At 36.7% G+C, this 21,083-nt stretch carries 19 protein-coding genes; 11 read left to right on the top strand and 8 right to left on the bottom strand.

Translation table 11 applies throughout. From position 1 onward, the window contains the following. Window positions 1–125: 125 nt before the first annotated feature. Entirely contained in the window at window positions 126–536 is a 411-nt protein-coding gene (gene arsC / locus ACG9ZL_RS12780; RefSeq protein ID WP_419360303.1) for an arsenate reductase (glutaredoxin), read from the bottom strand. Between the two features lie 98 nt (window positions 537–634). On the opposite strand from arsC, the gene ACG9ZL_RS12775 reads away from it, so the two are divergent. Continuing rightward, a complete protein-coding gene (locus ACG9ZL_RS12775) occupies window positions 635–958 on the top strand; it encodes an ArsR/SmtB family transcription factor (protein ID WP_419360301.1) in 324 nt (107 codons plus the stop codon). Between the two features lie 6 nt (window positions 959–964). Beyond that, on the top strand, window positions 965–2,011 hold the full coding sequence (gene arsB / locus ACG9ZL_RS12770) for an ACR3 family arsenite efflux transporter (protein WP_419328941.1): 1,047 nt from the start codon (window positions 965–967) through the stop codon (window positions 2,009–2,011). Between the two features lie 477 nt (window positions 2,012–2,488). Here arsB and ACG9ZL_RS12765 read toward each other — a convergent pair whose 3' ends face one another. After that, the gene (locus ACG9ZL_RS12765) at window positions 2,489–2,893 is read right to left on the bottom strand and encodes a Cd(II)/Pb(II)-responsive transcriptional regulator (RefSeq protein ID WP_004721728.1); all 405 of its coding nucleotides are present in this window, start codon (window positions 2,891–2,893) and stop codon (window positions 2,489–2,491) included. Between the two features lie 169 nt (window positions 2,894–3,062). On the opposite strand from ACG9ZL_RS12765, the gene ACG9ZL_RS12760 reads away from it, so the two are divergent. Beyond that, the gene (locus ACG9ZL_RS12760; protein ID WP_105714259.1) at window positions 3,063–3,698 is read left to right on the top strand and encodes a cation efflux transmembrane domain-containing protein; all 636 of its coding nucleotides are present in this window, start codon (window positions 3,063–3,065) and stop codon (window positions 3,696–3,698) included. Between the two features lie 72 nt (window positions 3,699–3,770). Here ACG9ZL_RS12760 and ACG9ZL_RS12755 read toward each other — a convergent pair whose 3' ends face one another. Beyond that, on the bottom strand, window positions 3,771–4,619 hold the full coding sequence (locus ACG9ZL_RS12755) for a hypothetical protein (RefSeq protein ID WP_333667007.1): 849 nt from the start codon (window positions 4,617–4,619) through the stop codon (window positions 3,771–3,773). Between the two features lie 261 nt (window positions 4,620–4,880). Between ACG9ZL_RS12755 and ACG9ZL_RS12750 the strand changes: the two genes are divergently transcribed. Then, window positions 4,881–5,462 (top strand): TetR/AcrR family transcriptional regulator, encoded by a 582-nt coding sequence (locus ACG9ZL_RS12750; RefSeq protein WP_419360298.1) that lies wholly within the window; start codon window positions 4,881–4,883, stop codon window positions 5,460–5,462. 617 nt (window positions 5,463–6,079) lie between these two features. Here ACG9ZL_RS12750 and ACG9ZL_RS12745 read toward each other — a convergent pair. Both ACG9ZL_RS12745 and ACG9ZL_RS12740 read right to left on the bottom strand, forming a co-directional pair. Beyond that, the gene (locus ACG9ZL_RS12745) at window positions 6,080–6,808 is read right to left on the bottom strand and encodes a hypothetical protein (RefSeq protein WP_336954698.1); all 729 of its coding nucleotides are present in this window, start codon (window positions 6,806–6,808) and stop codon (window positions 6,080–6,082) included. Between the two features lie 357 nt (window positions 6,809–7,165). Beyond that, complete coding sequence (locus ACG9ZL_RS12740; RefSeq protein ID WP_336954697.1) at window positions 7,166–7,867, bottom strand: YidX family protein; 702 nt, start codon at window positions 7,865–7,867, stop codon at window positions 7,166–7,168. Between the two features lie 307 nt (window positions 7,868–8,174). Between ACG9ZL_RS12740 and ACG9ZL_RS12735 the strand changes: the two genes are divergently transcribed. The 3 genes from ACG9ZL_RS12735 to ACG9ZL_RS12725 all read left to right on the top strand — a co-directional run bounded on the left by ACG9ZL_RS12735 (window position 8,175) and on the right by ACG9ZL_RS12725 (window position 13,966). Then, a complete protein-coding gene (locus ACG9ZL_RS12735; protein ID WP_419360297.1) occupies window positions 8,175–8,819 on the top strand; it encodes an RluA family pseudouridine synthase in 645 nt (214 codons plus the stop codon). Between the two features lie 139 nt (window positions 8,820–8,958). Beyond that, complete coding sequence (gene rapA, locus ACG9ZL_RS12730; protein WP_419360295.1) at window positions 8,959–11,796, top strand: RNA polymerase-associated protein RapA; 2,838 nt, start codon at window positions 8,959–8,961, stop codon at window positions 11,794–11,796. 475 nt (window positions 11,797–12,271) lie between these two features. Next, on the top strand, window positions 12,272–13,966 hold the full coding sequence (locus ACG9ZL_RS12725; RefSeq protein ID WP_336954694.1) for an AMP-binding protein: 1,695 nt from the start codon (window positions 12,272–12,274) through the stop codon (window positions 13,964–13,966). 145 nt (window positions 13,967–14,111) lie between these two features. Here ACG9ZL_RS12725 and ACG9ZL_RS12720 read toward each other — a convergent pair whose 3' ends face one another. The 3 genes from ACG9ZL_RS12720 to fabR all read right to left on the bottom strand — a co-directional run bounded on the left by ACG9ZL_RS12720 (window position 14,112) and on the right by fabR (window position 16,958). After that, window positions 14,112–15,128 (bottom strand): AI-2E family transporter, encoded by a 1,017-nt coding sequence (locus tag ACG9ZL_RS12720; protein ID WP_419360292.1) that lies wholly within the window; start codon window positions 15,126–15,128, stop codon window positions 14,112–14,114. Window positions 15,129–15,387: 259 nt separating this feature from the next. Continuing rightward, a complete protein-coding gene (dapB, locus tag ACG9ZL_RS12715) occupies window positions 15,388–16,218 on the bottom strand; it encodes a 4-hydroxy-tetrahydrodipicolinate reductase (RefSeq protein ID WP_419360290.1) in 831 nt (276 codons plus the stop codon). A 44-nt stretch (window positions 16,219–16,262) separates the two neighbouring features. Next, the gene (gene fabR, locus ACG9ZL_RS12710) at window positions 16,263–16,958 is read right to left on the bottom strand and encodes an HTH-type transcriptional repressor FabR (RefSeq protein ID WP_004721706.1); all 696 of its coding nucleotides are present in this window, start codon (window positions 16,956–16,958) and stop codon (window positions 16,263–16,265) included. A 142-nt stretch (window positions 16,959–17,100) separates the two neighbouring features. On the opposite strand from fabR, the gene ACG9ZL_RS12705 reads away from it, so the two are divergent. The 4 genes from ACG9ZL_RS12705 to ACG9ZL_RS12690 all read left to right on the top strand — a co-directional run bounded on the left by ACG9ZL_RS12705 (window position 17,101) and on the right by ACG9ZL_RS12690 (window position 20,783). After that, a complete protein-coding gene (locus tag ACG9ZL_RS12705; protein ID WP_419360289.1) occupies window positions 17,101–18,168 on the top strand; it encodes a ferredoxin reductase in 1,068 nt (355 codons plus the stop codon). Between the two features lie 12 nt (window positions 18,169–18,180). Next, the gene (locus ACG9ZL_RS12700; RefSeq protein ID WP_336954690.1) at window positions 18,181–19,275 is read left to right on the top strand and encodes a fatty acid desaturase family protein; all 1,095 of its coding nucleotides are present in this window, start codon (window positions 18,181–18,183) and stop codon (window positions 19,273–19,275) included. A 386-nt stretch (window positions 19,276–19,661) separates the two neighbouring features. Further along, entirely contained in the window at window positions 19,662–20,297 is a 636-nt protein-coding gene (locus tag ACG9ZL_RS12695; protein WP_419360288.1) for an SMI1/KNR4 family protein, read from the top strand. Between the two features lie 165 nt (window positions 20,298–20,462). Further along, the gene (locus ACG9ZL_RS12690; protein ID WP_419360286.1) at window positions 20,463–20,783 is read left to right on the top strand and encodes a nucleoside triphosphate pyrophosphohydrolase family protein; all 321 of its coding nucleotides are present in this window, start codon (window positions 20,463–20,465) and stop codon (window positions 20,781–20,783) included. Window positions 20,784–21,083 lie beyond the last annotated feature (300 nt).

Raw genomic sequence — 21,083 nt, 5'->3', positions numbered from 1 at the left:
TTCAACCTAGTAAAACACTCAGGATTAATTAGGTTAATTTGTATTAAAATATCTAGTATTCAATATCTTATGTTTAATTAATAGAGTTTTTTAAAAACACCAATAAATTATTTAAACCTTTTTAATTACTGATCGATAATAATTTCGCCATCTTCTTTACTAAAAGAAGTACGCTGTGGTGTAGATAAGAGATCTAAAACCAATTCAGAGGGTCGACATAAACGAACACCCAATTCAGTCACCACAAAAGGGCGGTTGATTAAAATCGGGTATTGCAACATAAAATTAATCAGTTGATCGTCAGTCCACTCTGCTTGATCTAGTTTTAAAGCTTTATAAACATCAACATTTTTACGTAGTGCATCTCGTACCGACAAAGCAGATTGCTGAATTAAATCGATGAGCTGAGTTTTGTTAGGTGGATACTGTAAATATTCGATCACTTCAGGTTCGATACCTGCATTTCGAATGAGTGCAAGGGTATTGCGTGAAGTCCCACAGGCAGGATTATGATAAATCTTAATTTGAGATGACATCGATCGACTCTCTGTTAAAAAGCAATATTGCATTTATATATGGATATGCGTATATTCGCAATAGTGAATATACTAAACCATAAAATTGAGTAATTGTGATGGATCAACCCGATTTCTTTAAGTGTTTATCAGATCCAACTCGTTTGGATATTTTAAAAATTGTCTTGGCACAGAGGAACGTTTGTGTTTGTGAAATCACCGAAGCCTTAAATTTAAGCCAGCCAAAAATTTCTAGACACTTGGCCTTGTTGAGGAATTTGTCCATTTTACTTGATCAACGTAAAGGCCAATGGGTGTATTACCGTTTAAATCCTGAATTACCAGAATGGGCCAATGCAGTATTAAACATAATTGCTGCGCAAACTGCGAATTCAGTTGTGGGTCGTTCAGACTTGATCCAAATCAACAGTTGTTGTGAGTAAGCTGTTATGAACTCAAATCAGCCAACTTCGCGGCTTTCTTTCTTAGATCGGAATTTAACTTTGTGGATCTTTATTGCGATGGGATTGGGGATCTGCATCAGCGTATATTTCCCGCAGGCTTCGGTGGCTTTAAATCGTTTAAGCCTAGATTCAGTCAATATACCCATTGCGATAGGTTTAATTTTGATGATGTATCCGCCACTTGCCAAAGTGGATTATGCGACCTTAGCGCAAGTCTTCAAAGATAAACGAACGCTGACTTTATCTTTGCTACAAAACTGGTTAATCGCGCCGTGCCTGATGTTTGCCTTAGCGATTGTGTTTTTACATGCTTATCCTGAATATATGACGGGTTTAATTCTTATTGGTTTAGCACGTTGTATTGCGATGGTATTGGTATGGAATAATTTAGCATGTGGTGATAACCAATATGTCGCAGCTTTGGTTGCTTTTAATAGTATTTTCCAAATTGTCTTTTTTAGTACTTATGCTTGGTTGTTTTTAACAGTTCTACCACCGTATTTTGGTGTAGCAGGAAAAGTTATTGATGTTAGCTTCTGGACGATTACACATGCGGTTTTAATCTATCTAGGTATCCCATTTTTATTGGGCTTTCTAAGCCGGATCATTCTAGTTAAACGTAAAGGATTAGATTGGTATCAACATACGTTTATCGCTAAAGTCAGTCCGCTGAGTTTATTGGCATTGTTATTTACCATTGTGGCGATGTTTAGTTTAAAAGGGGCGGATGTAGTTAGCTTACCATTCGATGTACTGCGAATTGCCATCCCATTAACCCTGTATTTTGTGGTGATGTTTTTCCTGAGCTTTTTTATGAGCAAATGGATGGGCAATGATTATCCTAAAACCACAGCGATTTCTTTTACTGCAGCAGGAAATAACTTTGAATTGGCGCTTGCTGTCGCGATTGCAACATTTGGATTGGCTTCACCTGTCGCATTTACCACGATTATTGGTCCTTTGGTTGAAGTTCCCATATTGATTGCCTTGGTCAGTGTATCGCTATGGCTGCGTAAAACTGTTTTTAGATAAATGTATTGGCACAATCAGTAACAGAAATAGTCGAAAGACTTATTTAACACAATGTAAAGTCAAACTGTCAAAAAATTAGGTACAAGAATATTATTTTTATTAATAAATATTTTTAGTTAAATCAATTGTATGGGGGGTTTTAGGTTTTAAAGCTTGCAATGCCGCACCATTTATTCAAAATTTAAATAACTTTGCGAAGACAATGTCTCCCTTTTCTTAGGGGATGACAAACCTTGCGCTGCAAACAAAACCTTGCTTTGTGTTTGCTCATGCTGAGCGAGAGGGACATCCTATATCCCCCCACTCAATGTCGATATCCATGTCGTCATGTGATAGCTGCACCTTGTATGATTTAAAAGGAAAAATGAGTTAATAACTAATGGTTTTTAAAAGTTCATTTAAAAATATACGCTTTATTGATGATCCATGATTTGATTTAAATCACTTATATGAATAATTGGTTGATTTAACTATAAATTATTCCGATGCTTCAAGTTTTTTGACAATCTGACAATGATCAATGGTGGTGTTCGAAGAGCAGGATTGACGTAATTCATGCAGTTGCGATTTAAAATGCTGTAATTCATATATTCGAGTTTCTACATGTCGAATATGTTCTTCAATCAATTGGTCAATGATTTTACAACCTTGTTCAGGATGTTGTAGATGCTCTAAAAGTTGAGTAATTTCATGTAAGGTCATATCTAATGCGCGGCAACGTTTAATAAAAATAAGCCGCTTTAATGTTTCATCATCATAATATTTATAATTATTATCTGCACGGTAACTGGATCTGATCAAATTTTTTTTCTCATAAAAACGCACAGTATCCGTCGACAGCTGAGTTTTTTTAGCGAGGTCACTAATTAAGTATTGCTGCATGGCTTATTTTCCTGAATCAACTTGACCTTGGACTAACTCCATAGTTTTAAATAGCAGTATAGCTGATTTTTTCATCATTTTTGACGCATGTGCTGATTTTCTTTAAAACGCCAACTTGACTGAAAAATAAGCAGATAAGTCCATTTATATTGAATCAAGGAGAAGTGTCATGGCGTGTACGTGTAGTCATGAACCTGCACCACAGAAACCGAATAGCAAGTTTAGAACGGCTTTGTGGATTGCACTGTTTATTAACCTTGCCATGTTTTTTGTTGAATTGATTGGTGGGGCGTATGCACATTCTTCTGCACTTTGGGCGGATTCTCTGGATTTTTTTGGTGACTCGGTCAATTATGCCGTCTCTTTAGCGGTGTTAGGCGCAAGTCTGTACTGGCGCGCGACCGTTGCCTTATTCAAAGGGGCAATCATGGCAATTTTTGGTTTTGTCGTGATTGGCAAAACGATTTATGCCTATACGAAAGGGATCCCTCCAGAAGCGATTACCATGGGAGCGATTGGTGTATTGGCTTTAATCGCCAATGTGATTTCAGCCCTTGTGCTTTACGCTTTTAGAGATGGGGATTCCAATATGCAGTCTGTTTGGCTGTGTAGTCGTAATGATGCGATTGGAAATGTCGCAGTAATCTTTGCAGCAATTGGGGTGTTTGGTACAGGAAGCATGTTGCCAGATATTATTGTGGCTGTGATTATGGCGACTTTAGGCTTAACAGGCGGTTATCAGGTGATGAAGAAAGCATTACAAGAACGTAAACAAAATATGCCGACTCAACAAGTACTACAATGACGCTCATCTAAACCACAATAAGGTATTTTTGATCTCAGCAATGGGATCAAAAAATCATCATGAAGCAAGTACTTAAATTTCAACTATACGTGTTGCCATTTTGCTCCAAAAATTATTCCAGAGTTCTAAATACTCAGACTGGACTTGGTCCAAATACTGTTGGTTGTTTTGATCATAGCATTGTATCAGTAGGGTCCAAATGTCATCTTGGTGGTTGTCATCATTGGCAAGGGTCGCGTCATTCTGATCAGCCAGCCCATGACAAGCATAATAACCTTCAATAAATTTACTGTTGTAAATGGACATGTTGTTGCGGAGTGCTTCACTAAACTTTATGACTTGCAATTCTGTACAAGCCAAAATGAGCAATAATTCTGTATAAGAATTGATATGTTGGTGAATAAATTGAGCCAATGCGAAAGCTTCTATTTCAGTCTGTTGCTGATCTAATGGATCTAATTCCAACTGCTGCATCAATTTTAAAAAATAAACCAGATGTGATTTGGATGCAGCGCTTTTTTCGAGTTGGTGTGTATTGAAACCCAGTTCATCAATTAAGTTTAGCGACAGTAAGTAGCGTGCATATATTTTAGCTGCAATCCTATTTTCTGGATGAATATTATGATTTTTTTCGAGGCTAACGGCTTGATAAATTACCATGCTAAGTGCATCTGTAAAATTTTTAACAATCGCCGTAAAATAATTAATATGAATAAATTTAAGCTGTTCAAGCGTCAGCTGGCTTTGATTCAACTGGACTAATATGGGATGCTTAAATAAAACATGACAGTGTGTTTGCCGTTTTAAGTTTGCGATAGCTTGAGTATTTTGCTGCCATAATTCAGGTTGCAAGGAATTTTGAATGAAATGCAGCAACTCGAAACGAGTATGTTCAGATTGCGTGAAAGATAATATGCTCATATGCTGCATTAAAATTTTAATTTTGCCGTTTTTATAATAGTAAAAAACAATTTGTTTTGCTAGTATTTATACAGGTTTAATATTTTATATTTCATATACTTGCCTTTGTAGTCTTGATGTTTTTTTATAAAAACTCAGTATTCATATGAATTTAAGATATAATTCTTAGCATACACTTGAAGTAATTCGTATTTATGTGCTGTTCTTATAAGCTAATGCTTTAATTTTAATCTTAAATTTTTGTACATCAGGTAAAAACAAATGTCAAAAAAAGAGGACATCATTAATACAGCGTTGAATCTCTTTAATACATATAGTTATAATTCTATCGGTATAGACCGAATTATTAGTGAGTCTGGCGTTGCAAAAATGACTTTTTATAAATATTTTCCATCTAAAGCCAAATTGATTGAAGAATGTTTGGTCACGAGAAATCTCAATTTGCAAGAATCATTAGATGCTGCAATCGCTAAATGTGATCTACAAGATTATTTATCTCATATTAAAGCCATTTTCACATGGTACAACGCATGGTTTCATAGCGAAGATTTTAATGGTTGTATGTTCCAAAAAGCCGTAGAAGAAATTTCAAAAGTTTATCCGTCATCACTCCAACCTGCAACTGACTATAAAGAGTGGTTAAAAGGGCATTTGAGTAATGCGTTGCGTCATTTAGGTGTTAAACAAGATATTCAACTTGCTTCTTTCTTGTCGAGTCTTCTTGACGGAATGACGATTCAGGCGCAAATAGATCCTCAGCAAGTGTGTTTGGATGATTATTGGAGACGGGTAGAAACCCTGATTCAGATGGAATTGGCTTTAGCTCAACCGAGTTCAGTTTAACCTTTAAGTTTGTTGAAATCTTAGGTTGCAAGCGTAAGCAATATTGATTTGCGCTTGCTGATCTGTTTAATTTACTACTTAAACTTGAAAATAAAAAAGCGCGACCACTTGAAGTGAATCGCGCTTTGCTGATAAGTTTTTTATATACCTAACGATTTATTGTCATAACAATAAATCGTTAGGTAAAGAGATGCTTGAAGCATCTTCTTATATTTATTCTTATACCCTCTGAATGCACTGGTCATTCGTTTTTTTCAGCAAATTATACAGACTTGTCTGTTTAGTTGGATTATAAAGATTTTGTTGCTTTTTACAACAGAATCTTTGTGAATTTGTTTGTTTTTTTATCAAACAGCTTAAAAGTTAAAAAAAATATCTAATTTTTGGTACTTTGCGTTTAATTTTATCGTGGCTCGCCTTGTCTAAAAGTCTATTTTTGACTTTATTGATGAGACTAGCAGACTTCTATTTATCTTTAAATGGCAGTGAGTTGTTATACACGAAGCGTGTGGTCAAGAATTTGAAAATTGAAATGAATAATTGTAAATAAATATTAGAGATAAAAATAAAAGACCTTGAAAAATGCCTATACTGTTGGGAATATCAATATTTAAGCATTAGTGATTCATTCTTCGGGGTAAAATTCTAGGATCATTGCTATTGAGGATTTGTTCAATTTTGCCATTAGGGCGCTGAAGAATCGTTTGATCATGCGTATAGACTTTGCCATTGCGAGCAACCGCATTTTGATCATTGGGCGGGGTAAATAACCAAGTTTCATTTTGTGTTAAAGGATGAACCAATAAATTGAATTCAGTATTTGCTGGATATTGAATATCGCCTAAGGTTAATTTTTCTGTCAGTGTGCCATTTTCAATTCCGATGAGTTGTTTATTTTGATCCAAATAGACATTTGCCCATTGTAGGGAAACAGCTTTGTATTGGGTGAGAGGATTGTGAATCCGCCAGTAATCTGTAGAAACAAAGTTGTCTGGATATTTTTGATATTTAGAACGTTCAATATCTGCCTGTGCCACAAGTATAATATTTTCTAGCTGCGTATCTTGAGCAAGATTACAGTGCTCTAAACCAATGATGTTGCCAGCATCATCTAAATAGACTTGAATATAGCTCATCAGCTGACAATTCCAACCTTCGATCGTATCCTTACCTGTACCCATTAATGTGGTTGAACGATCATCAAAAAGTTCCAAATCAATACCACGAGGAATTTTCATGCTGTTAATTTGCAGCTTTCCAAATAATACGGGTTGGGGAAATTTGGCTTGTCTCAATGAGGTCAATTGATCGGGTGCAAATAATTCAAGTTCAGTCCCTTGTGGCATTTGAATGCCTAAAATTTTCTCAGGCGAACTTAATGTTTTATGTATGGAATGATGCTCTTTTTCAATCTCATTTTTTGTAAATAGAACAAGGAAATAAAGTATCAAGCTCAAAAAAACGCAGAGTACACTACAGACAAATAGAGACTGAATAAAAATATTGCCATGCCTAAGTGTATTTCTGAATTTTGAGCTAAATATTAATCCAATCGCAAATAGGCTAAAAATAATGGTCCCAAAGCCAGCGACAAAGAAAATCCAAAGATAGTTAAAAGAAAGTGGAATCATGCTATTGAGAATCGTATTTTTATATTTACTAAGATTCAGGATATTGTATGCAATATCCTGAATTATTTTCAATCAATCAAAAATCTTATGAAGCGCTTGGAACGGTAACGTCACTACATCAAAAGCGACAGCAAAAGGGAATAACACCAGTTTATCTGCAGTTTTACTGCCAGCCTTTGAGTAATCTTTTACCTCTTGGGTGCTATAGATACTGACTTGATAGGGTTTACTCAGTGCTTTTAGTGATGAAATATTAGAAGCAGAAGGGTAAACCAGACCAGATAAGGTAATGTTAAAACAGAAACGTTGCGCTTTTAGACGTTGATCACTTGAGGTGGTGCATTCTTCTGCACCATTTTCAATAAAGAATGCACGATCTTGTTTAGTGACATCTTCAGAAAGTTTGACATATTTGAGTGGTAGGGTTCCTGAAAAATGCCCATCATTTTTTTCTGAATTGAAGGTCAGCGCTTTATCAATTTGAATAAATTTTGGATCAAGTCCTGTGATCACTTTGACAAATCGAGCACCACCCCTGGTGATGACATAACTATTTTTTTGCCCTGCAATGACAATGCTGTCAGAAGGTAGGGCCGAAATTGCTTGTGATGGTTTGCCAAATGCTAAAACCGTATCATTGACCAATACGGTTTGAACATTACGGGTACGAACACCATTGTCTTTCTTTAAAAGGGTTGAAGTTGCACAGCCGGTCATGGCAAATGCGGAAATAATACAAATGGACAATGTAGATTTATAATTTAATTTATTCATATTTTGCTCATTTAATCTTAAGGTATTGTTTATACCATTAAAAAAATAGGGTGTTAAGTTTTTAACTTACCAAAAAATAGACAATAATTTATTTTTTCAATGAATTAATCCACTTTCCCCACAATTGATTGGCAAAATGTATCTAAAGTTTTTGATTGTCTTGTAAATTGCCAATGAATTTAAAGCAATTGTACTATTTATTATTCTTTCTTTAGAATAATCGAATAAATCAGATAATTTTGATTGTAATTTCATTCCAAGATTCTTAGAATTGCCTGCTTGTTTGCGTGATCATTGGAACTGAACTTTGAGTAATTTTCTAACCGAACACCTGATCCATCGTGATGATGATTTTATGGTGATCCATAAGCCAGCAGGTATACTCACAGTTCCAGGAAAAACAGTAGATTTACAAGATTGTGTTATCAACAGATTATTAAAAATCGAGCCTAAGACTTTACTCATTCATCGTTTAGATCGTGATACCTCTGGCATTTTGGTATTTGGCTTGAGTAAATGGGGACAAAAAAGTATTTCTAGACAGTTTCAAGAACGTCAAACCTCTAAAACCTACCAAGCTGTTGTTGCTGGAACTTTACAGGGTGAAGGTACAGTAGATGTGCCTGTGATTTATGATCCAGAACACCCTCCATTACATATTGCAGCTCCAGAGCATAACAAGCCTGCATTAACGCATTGGAAAGCAATTCAACATTTTCAAATTCTAGGACAGGCGGTGACTCGTGTTGAGTTAACACCAGTTACTGGGCGGTCACATCAGTTACGTGTGCATATGCAATATTTAGGTCATCCAATTATTGGTGATACTTTATATGCCACTGTAGAGCAACAGCAACTTATGCCAAGACTTTGTTTACATGCACAACAATTGAGTTTTCATCATCCTAAAACAGAGGAGCTTGTACAATTTGATTGTCCAGTTCCGTTTTAGTTTAGATTTTTAAGTTGAAATTAAGTGGCTCAAAATTTAATGAGCTTTATGTCAAAAAGTATTGCGTAATGGGTATAAACTTTGTTCAAATATTCTCCTGATTTGAGCAACCATGTTTTAGCCCTAACATGAGATAAAGGTGGAAAAATTGCAACAATTTGCTATAGGTCAACGTTGGTTATCGGACACAGAAACTGAGTTAGGTTTAGGTGTACTGATTGATGTCGATGAACGTTCAATCAGTATTCTTTTTCCAAAAAGTGACGAAACTCGTGTCTATGCACGTAATAATGCACCATTATCTCGTATTGTTTTTAATATCAATGATGAAGTTCAAGACCAAGAAGGCATCAAGTGGATTGTTGAGTCTTTAGATGATCGCAGTGGAGTAATTCGTTACAATGTTATTCGTACATTGGACAGTGGCGAACAAGAGAAAAAAGCGCTAAACGAAACGCGTATTGGCGCACAAATCCAATTATCAAAGCCTTTAGAGCGTTTATTGGCAAGTCAAATTGACTATAAAGAATGGTATGACTTACGTATTGAAGCGATGCAAATGCAAGCCAATATGCAAACGTCACCATTACGTGGTTTGGTCGGTGCGCGTGTAGGATTGATTCCACACCAGTTGTATATTGCACATGAAGTGGGTAAACGATTTGCACCTCGTGTATTACTTGCTGATGAAGTTGGCTTAGGTAAAACAATCGAAGCGGGACTCATCATCCATCAACAACTTAAAACGGGTCGTTCTGAGCGAATTCTGATTCTTGTACCAGATTCATTACAATATCAATGGATGATTGAAATGCGTCGCCGTTTCAATTTGAATTTCTCATTGTTTGATCTTACTCGTACAGCTTCAATCAAAGAGCATGATCCTGAACTCAATCCATTCCTGACTGAACAATGTATCATTGCTTCAGTAGATTTGATGATTGACCATGATGATTTGCGTGAGCAAGCCATTGAAGCTGGTTTTGATCTGCTGGTGGTCGATGAAGCGCATCATTTGATGTGGAGTGAAGAGGAAGGCGGTAATGACCGTTATGACCTTGTTGAAGAGCTTGCTGAAAAAACTGAAGGTGTGCTACTTTTAACTGCAACACCTGAACAGTTAGGTGTAGAAAGCCATTTTGCCCGTTTACGTTTACTTGATCCACAACGTTTTAGTTCGCTTGATCGTTTCCTTGATGAAGAAGAGCAATATCATCACACTGCTAAAATTGCTGAAGTGTTGATGTCAGATTTGCCACTTGAAGCGGAACATTTGGCAGCAGTTGAAAAATTATTAGGTCATCCGATTGAAGATCAGCCTGAACATCGTTTCCGTGCAATTCATGAGCTTTTAGACCGTCATGGTACAGGTCGTATCTTGTTCCGCAATACCCGTGAAGCAATTCAAGGTTTCCCTGGACGTGATTGCCAACCAGCACCATTACCAGCACCAGAAAATTGGTCTAAGGATGGAAAATTACGTGAGCAAATGTGGCCAGAAGAACTGCAACTTGATGGCGCATGGATGGAAACAGACCCGCGTGTGATGTGGTTGATGGAACGATTACGTTCTGATTTAAAACATAAAAAAGTATTGCTGATTGCACGTAGTGGTCCAGTAGTTGAAGCACTTGAAAATGCTTTACGTATTCACGCTGGTATCCGTACCGCAATGTTTCATGAAGGCATGAGCTTGTTAGAACGTGACCAAGCAGCGGCTTATTTTGCAGAAGATTCTTATGGCGCACAGATTTTACTGTGTTCTGAAATTGGTTCAGAAGGGCGTAACTTCCAGTTTGCTTCTGACCTTGTGTTGTTTGATTTGCCTGCAAATCCAGATGTACTTGAACAACGTATTGGTCGTTTAGACCGTATTGGTCAGGAAAATCGTATTCAAATTCATGTGCCTTACCTTGTAGGTACAGCGCAAGAGCGTATGTTCCGTTGGTATAATGAAGCGCTGAATATTTTCAGTAATATTTCGCCTACAGCACAAACCTTACAAGAAAACTTTATCGTCGATTTAAAAGATTGCTTATTGGACGATAAAGGGCAAGTTTTTGAAGAGCTTCTTGAAGCGGTCAATGTACAGCGTCAAGCACTCGAAGTTGAATTACAAGATGGTCGTGATCGTTTATTGGAATACAATTCATGTCGTCCGATTGTGGCACAAGAAATTGTTACAGCGCTTGAAGACTATGATGACAATACCTTATTGCCAATGTTTATGAAGCGATTTATGGCATCAACCAACATTGACTTTGATGAGCAAAGTAATGGTACGGTGATTATTAAACCAACAGATCAAATGCAAGTGCAAGGCTTGGATATTGACGAAGAGGGTATGACTGCAACCTTCTATCGTGATCAGGCACAGATCCGTGAAGACGCGCAATATTTAACACTTGAACATCCGTTTACTGAAAGTGTGATGGAAATTATCCGTACCCAATCTTTTGGTAGTACCAATGTTGCGATTCTAAAAACCAATGCACTTAAACAAGGCACGATTTTGTTGGAAGTTTGGTTTAAAGTGGATGTGGTTGCGCCTAAAGCATTAAATTTACCTTCTAGCTTACCAACACAATTGGTTCGAGTGTTATTGACTGAAACGGGCCAAGATATTACTGCCAAGCTTAATCCAGAAATTATTAAGCCGTATTTACATCATTTAGATAGCAATAGCTGTCGTCAAGTGGTGAAAGCACGTCGTGAAGTGATTGAAGAACGCTATGCACAAGCTTTAGATATTGCTAAAGGTGTTTTACCGCAGTTAAAAGAGCAAGCTAAAGAAATTTACGGTAGCAAATGGCAATATGAAATTGATCGTTTAAGCTACTTAAAGCAATTTAATCCAAGTATTCGTGCAGATGAAATTGAACGTTTACAGAAATTCCAGAAAGAAGGTTTAAGTCTATTGGAAGGTATTTCTGTGACGCCAGAAGCGATTCAGGTATTGGTTGTGGTTAAACCTTAATTTAGTGTAATTTTATCTAGATTCTAAAAGCTCCTTTGGGAGCTTTTTTGATGTATATGTTATGCATATTTAAATAATCAATTATTGGGTTATTTTTATTTTTTGATTTTAAATGTAAAAGTTATAACCATTTATAAAAACTAATTCCTATTATTGCACCATTTATATGGTCATTTCTTGTATGAAGGGCTATAGACCATGCATCAATGTCACCACGCGATAGAAACGCCATGTATCATTGGATGAGATCTACTTTACAACAATAATCAATGAAGGATTTACAGGGAGTTTGTTGTATACATCGCAACCGTTTTTATGCTATTAAAATAGTGTACTTTGATCTCGATTTGTTCCTTAGAGATAAAGTTTACTCACCCATGTAATTTGATCATTTAGTATTGTGTATCCAAATAGACAAGTTCGAAAGCAACCGTCTATAGCCAAGATAAAAACTTAAAATAATGGAAGAAATGATATGGAAAACAAGGATTTTGTTGAGTTTCATGATACCCATGTGCACTATCTACTTCATTGGGAAAAGCAATTACCGCAAAAAGATGTGTTTGTACAACCATTGGCCAATGGCAATGTGGTGCATTACACATGGTCGGAAGTTGCACAACAAGTTCGCAGTATGGCGAGTTATTTACAGTCTTTAAACTTGCCTGAAAAGAGTGCGATCGCAATTTATGGTAAAAATAGTGCGCATTGGCTTATGGCAGATTTAGCGATCTGGATGTCAGGTCATATCTCAGTCCCACTCTATCCAACACTCAATGCGGAAGGTTCAGCTTATGTACTCAACCACAGTGAAGCAAAACTCTTATTTATTGGAAAATTGGACGGTAAAGCGGATAGCTGGAATGAGGTAAAAACAATCATTCCACAAGATTTAGCTTGTGTGCGTTTGGCATTATCACCTGAATTCGACGCACCGCAATGGAATGATATTGTGCAATCTGTTGCGCCACTAGAAAACCCAGTATTACCCAATAAAAATGATTTAGCGACCATCGTTTATACGTCTGGCAGTACTGGTGTACCTAAAGGGGTTATGCAAAGTTTTGCGACGCTTTTATCTGGCGCTCGTGAACTCAGATTGACTTATCAAGTGACAACATCTGATCGGGCCTTATCTTATTTACCACTTGCACATGTTGCTGAGCGTATTTTTATTCAATCTTCACTGATGGTTTGCGGTTTTACCGTGTATTTTGCAAATTCAATTGAAACCTTTGTCGAAGATTTGAATCGTGCCAAACCCACACTATTCTTTTCGGTACCACGCTTATGGACCAAGTTCTATTTGGGCGTTAATGAAAAAATACCGCTCCATATACAAAAGATTTTATTTAAAATACCTGTGTTGGGTAAATTGGTTAAAAAGAAATTACTTACCAAGCTCGGGCTAAATCATGTCCGTTATGCATTTACTGCTGCTGCACCATTACCTACAGATATTATTTTATGGTATCGAAATTTAGGTTTAGAGTTACTTGAAGTCTATGGTATGACTGAAAATTGTGGTTATTCGCATGTGACACGTGTGGGGCAGTTTGCCAGTGGTTATGTGGGGCATGCCCAACCTAAAGTGGAGTGTAAAATTGATGAAAATGGTGAAATTCTGGTAAAAAGCCCAGGAACTATGTTGGGCTATTATAAAAATCCTGAAAAAACTGCAGAAGATATGACCGAAGATGGATTTTTACGTACTGGGGATTTGGGCGAGATCGATGCAGAAGGGCGGTTAAAAATTACTGGTCGAATTAAAGATATTTTTAAAACAAGCAAAGGCAAATACATCATGCCAGTTCCGACTGAGCAAAAAATCGGCAATCAGGCATTAATTGAATCTGTATGTATTGGTGGTTCAAGCCAACCACAACCAGTTGCCTTTATTATGTTGGCTGAAGATATTCGTAACAGTCTGAAGCAGAACCCGAAGCGAGATGAAATTGAAAACACCTTAAAAGCATTAAGAGTGAAGATCAATGAAGAACTTGAGCCCCATGCAAAAATCAGCTTCTTTGTCGTAGTCAATGAACCATGGACCATGGAAAATGATTTACTTACCCCAACGATGAAAATTAAACGTAATAAAATTGAAAGTCGTTATGAGCCATTTTTAGATGCTTGGGCACAACAGAAACGAGAAGTGGTCTGGGAATAAAAGTTTTTAACTGCATTCGTATTATTAGGAAAAAAGCCTGAATTGTAACGTTGATCAGTTCAGGCTTTTTAATTCTCTTCTTTTACAAATTAATACTGCACACCTTTAAAAGAAGGGGTTCTTGATGACACAAGTGAATTGCGCTTTAAATCATTTCGGCTTGTTTAAGTTCTAACTTGATATAGGCATAGAAAATGGGTGCAACAATTAAACCCGCTAAGCCAAAGAACGACTCAAAGACTAACATTGCCAATAAGACTTCCCATGATGCTGCATGGATTTTTGTGCCAATAATTTTGGCATTAATAAAGTATTCTAGTTTATGGATAAAAATTAGATAAAGTAATGCGATACCTGCGGTAGATACTGAAATGGTTAAACCTGCCATAACAATAATAGTATTGGAGAGTAAGTTTCCGACAATTGGAATTAATCCAAAAATAAAAGTCAGGATCACTAAGGTATTGGCAAAAGGTAAATGTATATCAAAAACAGGGAGGATCAGGTGAGAGAAAATCAAAAATAAAAATGTATTGATTAAAGAAATTTTAAACTGAGCAAACACCACATTTTTAAAAGATGACGAAAGATTTTCAATACGTGTGATCATGGCACGTTTAAATTCTGGCTGATCCGGCTGTGGGCGCAGTTGGTTTAATGAGACAAGGATCCCCACAATCATACCAATCAACATGGTGGCTAAATTATGTAAAAAGCCTGTTCCGGTACTTTTTAAGGTTGATAAATTATCTTTGATTAAGTCAAAAGTTTGATCTTTTAATTCAGTGAGTGAATAAGGAATAAATCCGGGAATATATTGTGCCACTTCAAGTTGTAGCTTTTGTAAGGTTTTATCGACTTGGTCACTGATGGCATTGATTCCCGCACCTTGCAAATCATGTTGAACAAAGCTGATTAAGCCTGTGATGCTGAGCACAATCAAAGAAATAATAAAGATGGCTAGAATAATACTGATGGTCAAGCGAGCTCTTTGACCATCAATATATCTCTCCGTAATGCTACCTAAACTATTGATAATTTCAAAAACAACAAAACCTGCAAAAAATGACGCTAAAAGATGCAAGGGAATCAGTAAAGACAAAAAGATCAGCATGATTAAGTAACTTGCAATAATACTTTGACGATCATTTAACAGTTTCATGTGAATAGAGCTCAATTATACAATTGATGTATAGGGGAATATAAAAATACCAAGTTAGATTTATATCACTCTAACTCGCGGCGAGATAGCTATTTTTAAATACAAAGCTTAATTCAATGTGAAAATATTTGGCCTGAATACTGGGTGAAAAGTCTTTAAAAAACGTTATAAAGATAAAAGATCACTATCGTGAGATTGATCAGAAAAATTTCAATGCTGCGTACATTGAGCAGTATATTGAATAGTACATAGAACGCTATTAAAGTGAGTGGTTCAAATGAATCACATCATGCATGTTATATAAGCCAGCGGGTTGAGAAATACACCACATTGCGGCACGAATTGCACCAGTCGCAAAGTTCATCCGATTGCTTGCAATATGTTTGATTTCGACCTGTTCCCCATGACCATAAAATATCGTGTTATGTTCACCAACAATGTCACCACCACGTATAGCTTGTAAACCGATCTGTTGGGGTACTCGCTCAGCTACCACAGCATGGCGTTGATAGACCGCTAAATTACTGAGCAATTGCGCTCTGACTTGAGCAATCGCTTCTGCATACATCAATGCAGTGCCTGATGGCGCATCTACTTTTTGTCGATGGTGTGCTTCGATGATTTCAGCTTCAAATCCTGCACCTAATAATTGGGTAGCAACTCGAACAAGATCAACACTGAGATTGACGCCAATGGAATAATTGCCTGAATGAACGATAGCAATATCTTGCGCGGCTTGAGCAATGTGTTGATTTAATTGCTCAGATAAACCAGTGATACCAATAATCATCGGTTTTTTAGCGTGCTGGCAAATTTTTAAATGTTGCGATAATGCCTTTGCTGTAGTGAAATCAATCACCACATCACAATGCTGAATGATGTCTTCCAAACGACCTGAAATAAGCACATTTAATGGTGCTAGATTGAGATACTGACCTAGTTCATGACCAATCGCTACACTTGCAACTCTTGCTGTAGCAACAGTAATGTTTAGTCCTGCATTGAGACAGGCCTGAACCAGCATTTGTCCCATGCGACCAGTCACACCAAGTATGCCTACACGAATGTTTTGTTGATTGTGATTGATCATAGGGTACTGATACTTGTATTTAATAGGCTATGAAAGAATAGGTATTATTTAATTTGCGCTTCGTCTAAATGACGTGAGCCTTCGAGTAACATACGAATCATCACCATGGTTTGTTCAGCGACTTCTTTACGTTCAGCAATCGGCAAATCAATCACCTTGGCACCCATATTAAATACCAACTGAGTAATAGCTTTGGCGACTAAATCAGGATGGGTTAATTTACTGTGATTGATGCGTTCTATTCGAATCAAATCTTCTTGGAGTTCTTGTTGGAAATAATTAAGTTGTTTGTCTACAGCAAGTTTATATTGTTTTGATCCTGTATAACCTTCACGCAGGAGTAAGCTCAAATTACCTTCATCGGCATCGAGTTGTTCAATAAATACTTCAACTGAACTACGAATAATACTGCTTTGTCTGATTGCCTTAATTCGAGCTTCATGCAAAATTTGACGGAGCACCACACCTGAACGATCAATCAGTTCAATCGCCAACTCATCAATATCTTTAAAGTGACGATAAAAACTATTTGGCGCAATCCCAGCTTCACGGGCAACTTCTCTTAAACTTAAAGAGGAAATACTTTTTTGCGGTCCAATCAGATTTAAGGCAGCTTGGAATAATTCTTCTTTAGTAATAGTCGCTTTGCGTCCAACAGTACGTACAGAAACTTTTTCAAGCTCATGAATTTGATCTTGAAGGGTAGCTGGGTTCTGAGGTAATACGGACGTTGGATTCATAAAGTATCAAATAGTTAAAATATTTTTTTCATTATAGCCTTTGTCATTACATAAATGAAATGTCTAGATACAATACACACGTATATACAAATATATATACATGTGTATAATAATTAAAAATCACTCAGATGGTGAGCCTAGTATGCACGCTATTGAAAAGCAAAAATCTCCCGTAAACACTATATTTGATATGGTGTTAGGTAATAATGCGACTAATTTTTGGCTACAGAAAATTAATCCATTATGGTCAGTTCAACAAGCTTTGGGGAAAATTGTTGAAAAAGAACAATCCGCTGCAGATACGATCAGCTTAACCATCAAAATTAACCGCTTGTTTGAAATGGGGTTAGCAGGGCAACATCATCCGATCACTGTCGAAATCAATGGTCGTCGTTATGAACGTACCTATAGTCTGACTCAATTAGATACGCAACATGTATTACTCACGGCAAAAAAAGTAGAAAAAGGCGTTGTGAGTAACTGGTTATTTGAACATGCCCAAGTGGGTGAGGTGATTGAATTTGGCCGACCTTATGGTGATATGTTATTGCCTCAAGTTGTCAGTCCATTGATTCTGGTCGCTGCGGGCAGCGGTATTACACCGATGTATAGTTTGATTCAGGCATTGGCAGCGAACCAGCAGCTTGATCGTCAACCAGTACATTTAATGTATTGGGTTAAAAAAAATGCAGACGTTGCCTTTAAACAACAGTTTGAGCAATTAGCCCAACAACATCCCGATTTTAAATTTGATGTATTTTATACCCAAGAAGTACCTGCGGATGCACGTTTAAATAATGAATATTTACATATTATTAAAAATCTTGAGCAAAGCACAGTGTATGTATGTGGCCCTTCAGGTTTTGTAGCAACAGCTGAACAATTGTTTCAACAGGCCAAAGTACTTAAAAGCGAAGCATTTAGTCTAAGTCCAGCGATTTCTGATGACACAGGCTTTATCAATGTCACTTTAACCAAATCCAATAAAGTGGTTGTAATCCCTAAAGGTCAAGCCATTTTAGTTGGCTTAGAACAACAAAATATCAAACCAGAACATGGTTGCAGAATGGGGATTTGCAATAAATGCGCGTGTAATAAAGCACAGGGTGCCACAAAAAACTTAGTCAATGGTCAAGAAAATTTTGAACCGAATAATTTACTGAGAATTTGTGTGAATACTGCCAAAACTGATTTAGTTATTGATCTTTAAGCGAGTTTTATCATGAATATGCCAGTTAAAATTCAATATTTTAAAAACACCAAAAACCGTGAACTGACCCAGACTGAGCTGGATGCTTTAGCGCGTGAGTTGGATGCAATTAAGCAAGAAGTGTTAGATGATATTGGCGAAAAAGATGCCAAATATATCAAAAAAGTATATGCCGCGATTCGTTATAGCAGTATTTTAGGCCGAGCATGCTTATTTGCGGGTTGGTTTCCACCTGCATGGTTACTTGGTACAGGCTTACTAAGCTTTGCCAAGATCATGGAAAACATGGAACTCGGTCATAATGTTATGCATGGGCAATATGATTGGATGAATGATCCACGCTTTAAAGGTACAACTTACGAATGGGACATTGTTGGAACCTCTGACAACTGGCGCCAGACCCATAATTATAAGCATCATACCTATACCAATATCAAAGGGATGGATGATGATATCGGCTATGGTTTATTGCGTTTATTCCCAGAACAACGCTGGAAACCGGGTTTTTTATTGCAGCCTTTATATGCAATTCCGTTCTGTCTATTGTTCCAATGGGGCGTTGCGATTCAAAATCTTGAAATTGGTAAATTGGTTTATAAACGCAAAACTTGGGCGCAGTTTAAAGAAGAGTGGAAGCCGACCCAGAAGAAAATTGGTAGACAATTTTTTAAAGATTATCTGTTCTTCCCTCTGATTGCTGGCCCCGCAGCTTTACCTGTATTTACAGGTAATTTAGTCGCCAACGGTATCCGTAATATTTGGACATTTAGTATCATTTTCTGTGGTCACTTTACCAAAGATGTTGAAGTATTCCCTAAAACTGTTTTACAGGATGAAAGTCGTGGACATTGGTATATGCGCCAAATTCGCGGTTCTTCGAATTTAACCGGTTCAGAAGCATTTCATATTTTGACCGGACATTTAAGCCATCAAATCGAGCATCATTTATTCCCCGAAGTGCCTGCTCGTCGCTATCGCAAAATGGCGCCCAAAGTTGAAGCGGTATGTAAAAAGTATGGTTTAAACTACAACAATGCAAGTTTGTTTAAGCAGTATGGTCAAGTCCTTGGACGTATTGTGAAATATGCATTTCCATTTAAAAAGTAGTTGATTTCCTAAAGCCAAAGCCACTTTTAAGTGGCTTTTTTATTGTTAATGATTGGGTTTTTCAGTAAAGTTTATTTGACTGTTATAAGGGTTTGTTGACAATTCGTCTACGTTTGCGACTGCGAGTGTTTTTTAGGCGATACTAGGCGCGGAGTATGAAATTTAGTCATTCTAAATGATGAGAAACAACGTTTCGCAAGGTAACTCGTAACGGCAAAAAACACTCTAGTCCCGAAGGGTTGTGGCTAAAATTATCTCAGCCTGTGTTATGAAACTCGAAAATAGTCTCGCTATTCTCTTCGTTTCATGCCTTGCCTGCTCAATTTTAGCCTACAACGCAAGCCATTTATGAAATGTCAACAGACCCTAAGATAAATGAGAAGAACATGATTCAAAAACAATTAGAAAATATACAAAATTGGTTAGTGCAACATGCGGCAAAGATTGCAAATCAATCACTTAATCCCGCGGCAAGTATTGCTGATATAGAACAATTTGAACAAAGGCTTTCTAAACACTTACCTGATGATTTTAAACAGTTATACTGTTGGCATAATGGGATGAATGAAGAGGAAAATTTAGGCAGTTTATTTTATGGCATGGAATTTTTATCGCTCACTAATATTGAAACTAAACGCGACGATCTTGCGGATCTCGTTGATGAGTTGTTTATACTTCAACATGCTGACCCACAAATCAATCCAACCAATGCTCACCATCATGATTGGGTTCAGTTTGCGCACGATGGTGGGCGGACGGGTTTGTATATGGATTTAGCACCCACCGCCGTAGGTCAAATTGGGCAAGTGATTTTTATTGATCATGAATATGATGTTGGGATTTTGGTCGCTAACTCGATTACCAATTTTCTTCAACAATTTTCAGATGATTTAAATAATGACTTGTATCAGTTGAATGAAGATTCTTTAGAAGATGAAAATGAGTTTTTAGAAAGTGATGCAGCTATTGATCTGGTCAATTGGCATATGAGTGAACGCTGGGCGCGTCCTGATTTTACTTAGCTTTTTTTAGAAAAATCATTTTATAAAATTATGTTTGAAAGCTTTACTAGTAAAAAGTGTATCAATGGCGATTATTGCTACACACTCAATTTTGAACGCATTACATTTCTAATCGAATCAATTTTACAAAATCAAGTAAGCTCTAATTTTTAAACGAGCAAAATGATGGATCATAAAATAACGGTTGGTGAGGTTGTAGCACGTTCAGTAAAAATCAGAGAACGTTATCATGAGCTAGAGCGAATAAATCATCATGCTGAATGGACAGTGCAAGAGGATGCGTTGGCATTTTTATCTGATGCTGGATTGGTTGGGAGATTAGTGATGGCGCAGACGGGGAAGTGGTTACACAAAGGCGATGCTCAGCAAGAGTTGCAGCATAAGTTAGGTGAATGTGTCTGGTGGTTAGCCATTATTGCCAATGAATTAGATATGGATTTAACTGAAGCCACACAATACTTTTTAGATAAAGCTGAAAAGATTTAAATTTTTGGAAAAATGTTTATTGAACATTTTTTATGACCAAGCATTTGATCATTAATTATATAGTCAACCTGTCAAAAACTCAGACACAAGAATATAATTCTTCTTAATTAATATTTTAAATTAAATCAATTGCATGGAAAAATAAATTGTTTGATTATAAAAAGCTTGCAATGCCATACCTTAAATTCAAAGTTTAAATACCATTGCGTAGGCGATGCCTCACTTTTCAGAGATGAAAAGATACCGTCTTAACTGTCAAGCAAATTATTTAAGGATTCATGCCTTATAATTTGCCTGATA

Origin of the sequence: Acinetobacter legionensis, assembly GCF_048551735.1 — a bacterium.
Lineage (GTDB): Bacteria > Pseudomonadota > Gammaproteobacteria > Pseudomonadales > Moraxellaceae > Acinetobacter.
This window is presented reverse-complemented; position numbering and strand designations above follow the sequence as displayed.

What these genes read in the sequence shown, in the direction of transcription:
- ACG9ZL_RS12750 (WP_419360298.1), top strand. Translation starts at nt 4,881, where the DNA reads ATGTCAAAAAAAGAGGACATCATTAATACAGCGTTGAATCTCTTTAAT.
- ACG9ZL_RS12760 (WP_105714259.1), top strand. Translation starts at nt 3,063, where the DNA reads ATGGCGTGTACGTGTAGTCATGAACCTGCACCACAGAAACCGAATAGC.
- ACG9ZL_RS12745 (WP_336954698.1), bottom strand. Translation starts at nt 6,808, where the DNA reads ATGCCACAAGGGACTGAACTTGAATTATTTGCACCCGATCAATTGACC.
- ACG9ZL_RS12700 (WP_336954690.1), top strand. Translation starts at nt 18,181, where the DNA reads ATGAATATGCCAGTTAAAATTCAATATTTTAAAAACACCAAAAACCGT.
- arsC (WP_419360303.1), bottom strand. Translation starts at nt 536, where the DNA reads ATGTCATCTCAAATTAAGATTTATCATAATCCTGCCTGTGGGACTTCA.
- ACG9ZL_RS12695 (WP_419360288.1), top strand. Translation starts at nt 19,662, where the DNA reads ATGATTCAAAAACAATTAGAAAATATACAAAATTGGTTAGTGCAACAT.
- dapB (WP_419360290.1), bottom strand. Translation starts at nt 16,218, where the DNA reads ATGATCAATCACAATCAACAAAACATTCGTGTAGGCATACTTGGTGTG.
- ACG9ZL_RS12775 (WP_419360301.1), top strand. Translation starts at nt 635, where the DNA reads ATGGATCAACCCGATTTCTTTAAGTGTTTATCAGATCCAACTCGTTTG.
- ACG9ZL_RS12705 (WP_419360289.1), top strand. Translation starts at nt 17,101, where the DNA reads ATGCACGCTATTGAAAAGCAAAAATCTCCCGTAAACACTATATTTGAT.
- arsB (WP_419328941.1), top strand. Translation starts at nt 965, where the DNA reads ATGAACTCAAATCAGCCAACTTCGCGGCTTTCTTTCTTAGATCGGAAT.
- ACG9ZL_RS12740 (WP_336954697.1), bottom strand. Translation starts at nt 7,867, where the DNA reads ATGAATAAATTAAATTATAAATCTACATTGTCCATTTGTATTATTTCC.
- ACG9ZL_RS12765 (WP_004721728.1), bottom strand. Translation starts at nt 2,893, where the DNA reads ATGCAGCAATACTTAATTAGTGACCTCGCTAAAAAAACTCAGCTGTCG.
- ACG9ZL_RS12755 (WP_333667007.1), bottom strand. Translation starts at nt 4,619, where the DNA reads ATGAGCATATTATCTTTCACGCAATCTGAACATACTCGTTTCGAGTTG.
- ACG9ZL_RS12690 (WP_419360286.1), top strand. Translation starts at nt 20,463, where the DNA reads ATGGATCATAAAATAACGGTTGGTGAGGTTGTAGCACGTTCAGTAAAA.
- ACG9ZL_RS12725 (WP_336954694.1), top strand. Translation starts at nt 12,272, where the DNA reads ATGGAAAACAAGGATTTTGTTGAGTTTCATGATACCCATGTGCACTAT.
- ACG9ZL_RS12720 (WP_419360292.1), bottom strand. Translation starts at nt 15,128, where the DNA reads ATGAAACTGTTAAATGATCGTCAAAGTATTATTGCAAGTTACTTAATC.
- fabR (WP_004721706.1), bottom strand. Translation starts at nt 16,958, where the DNA reads ATGAATCCAACGTCCGTATTACCTCAGAACCCAGCTACCCTTCAAGAT.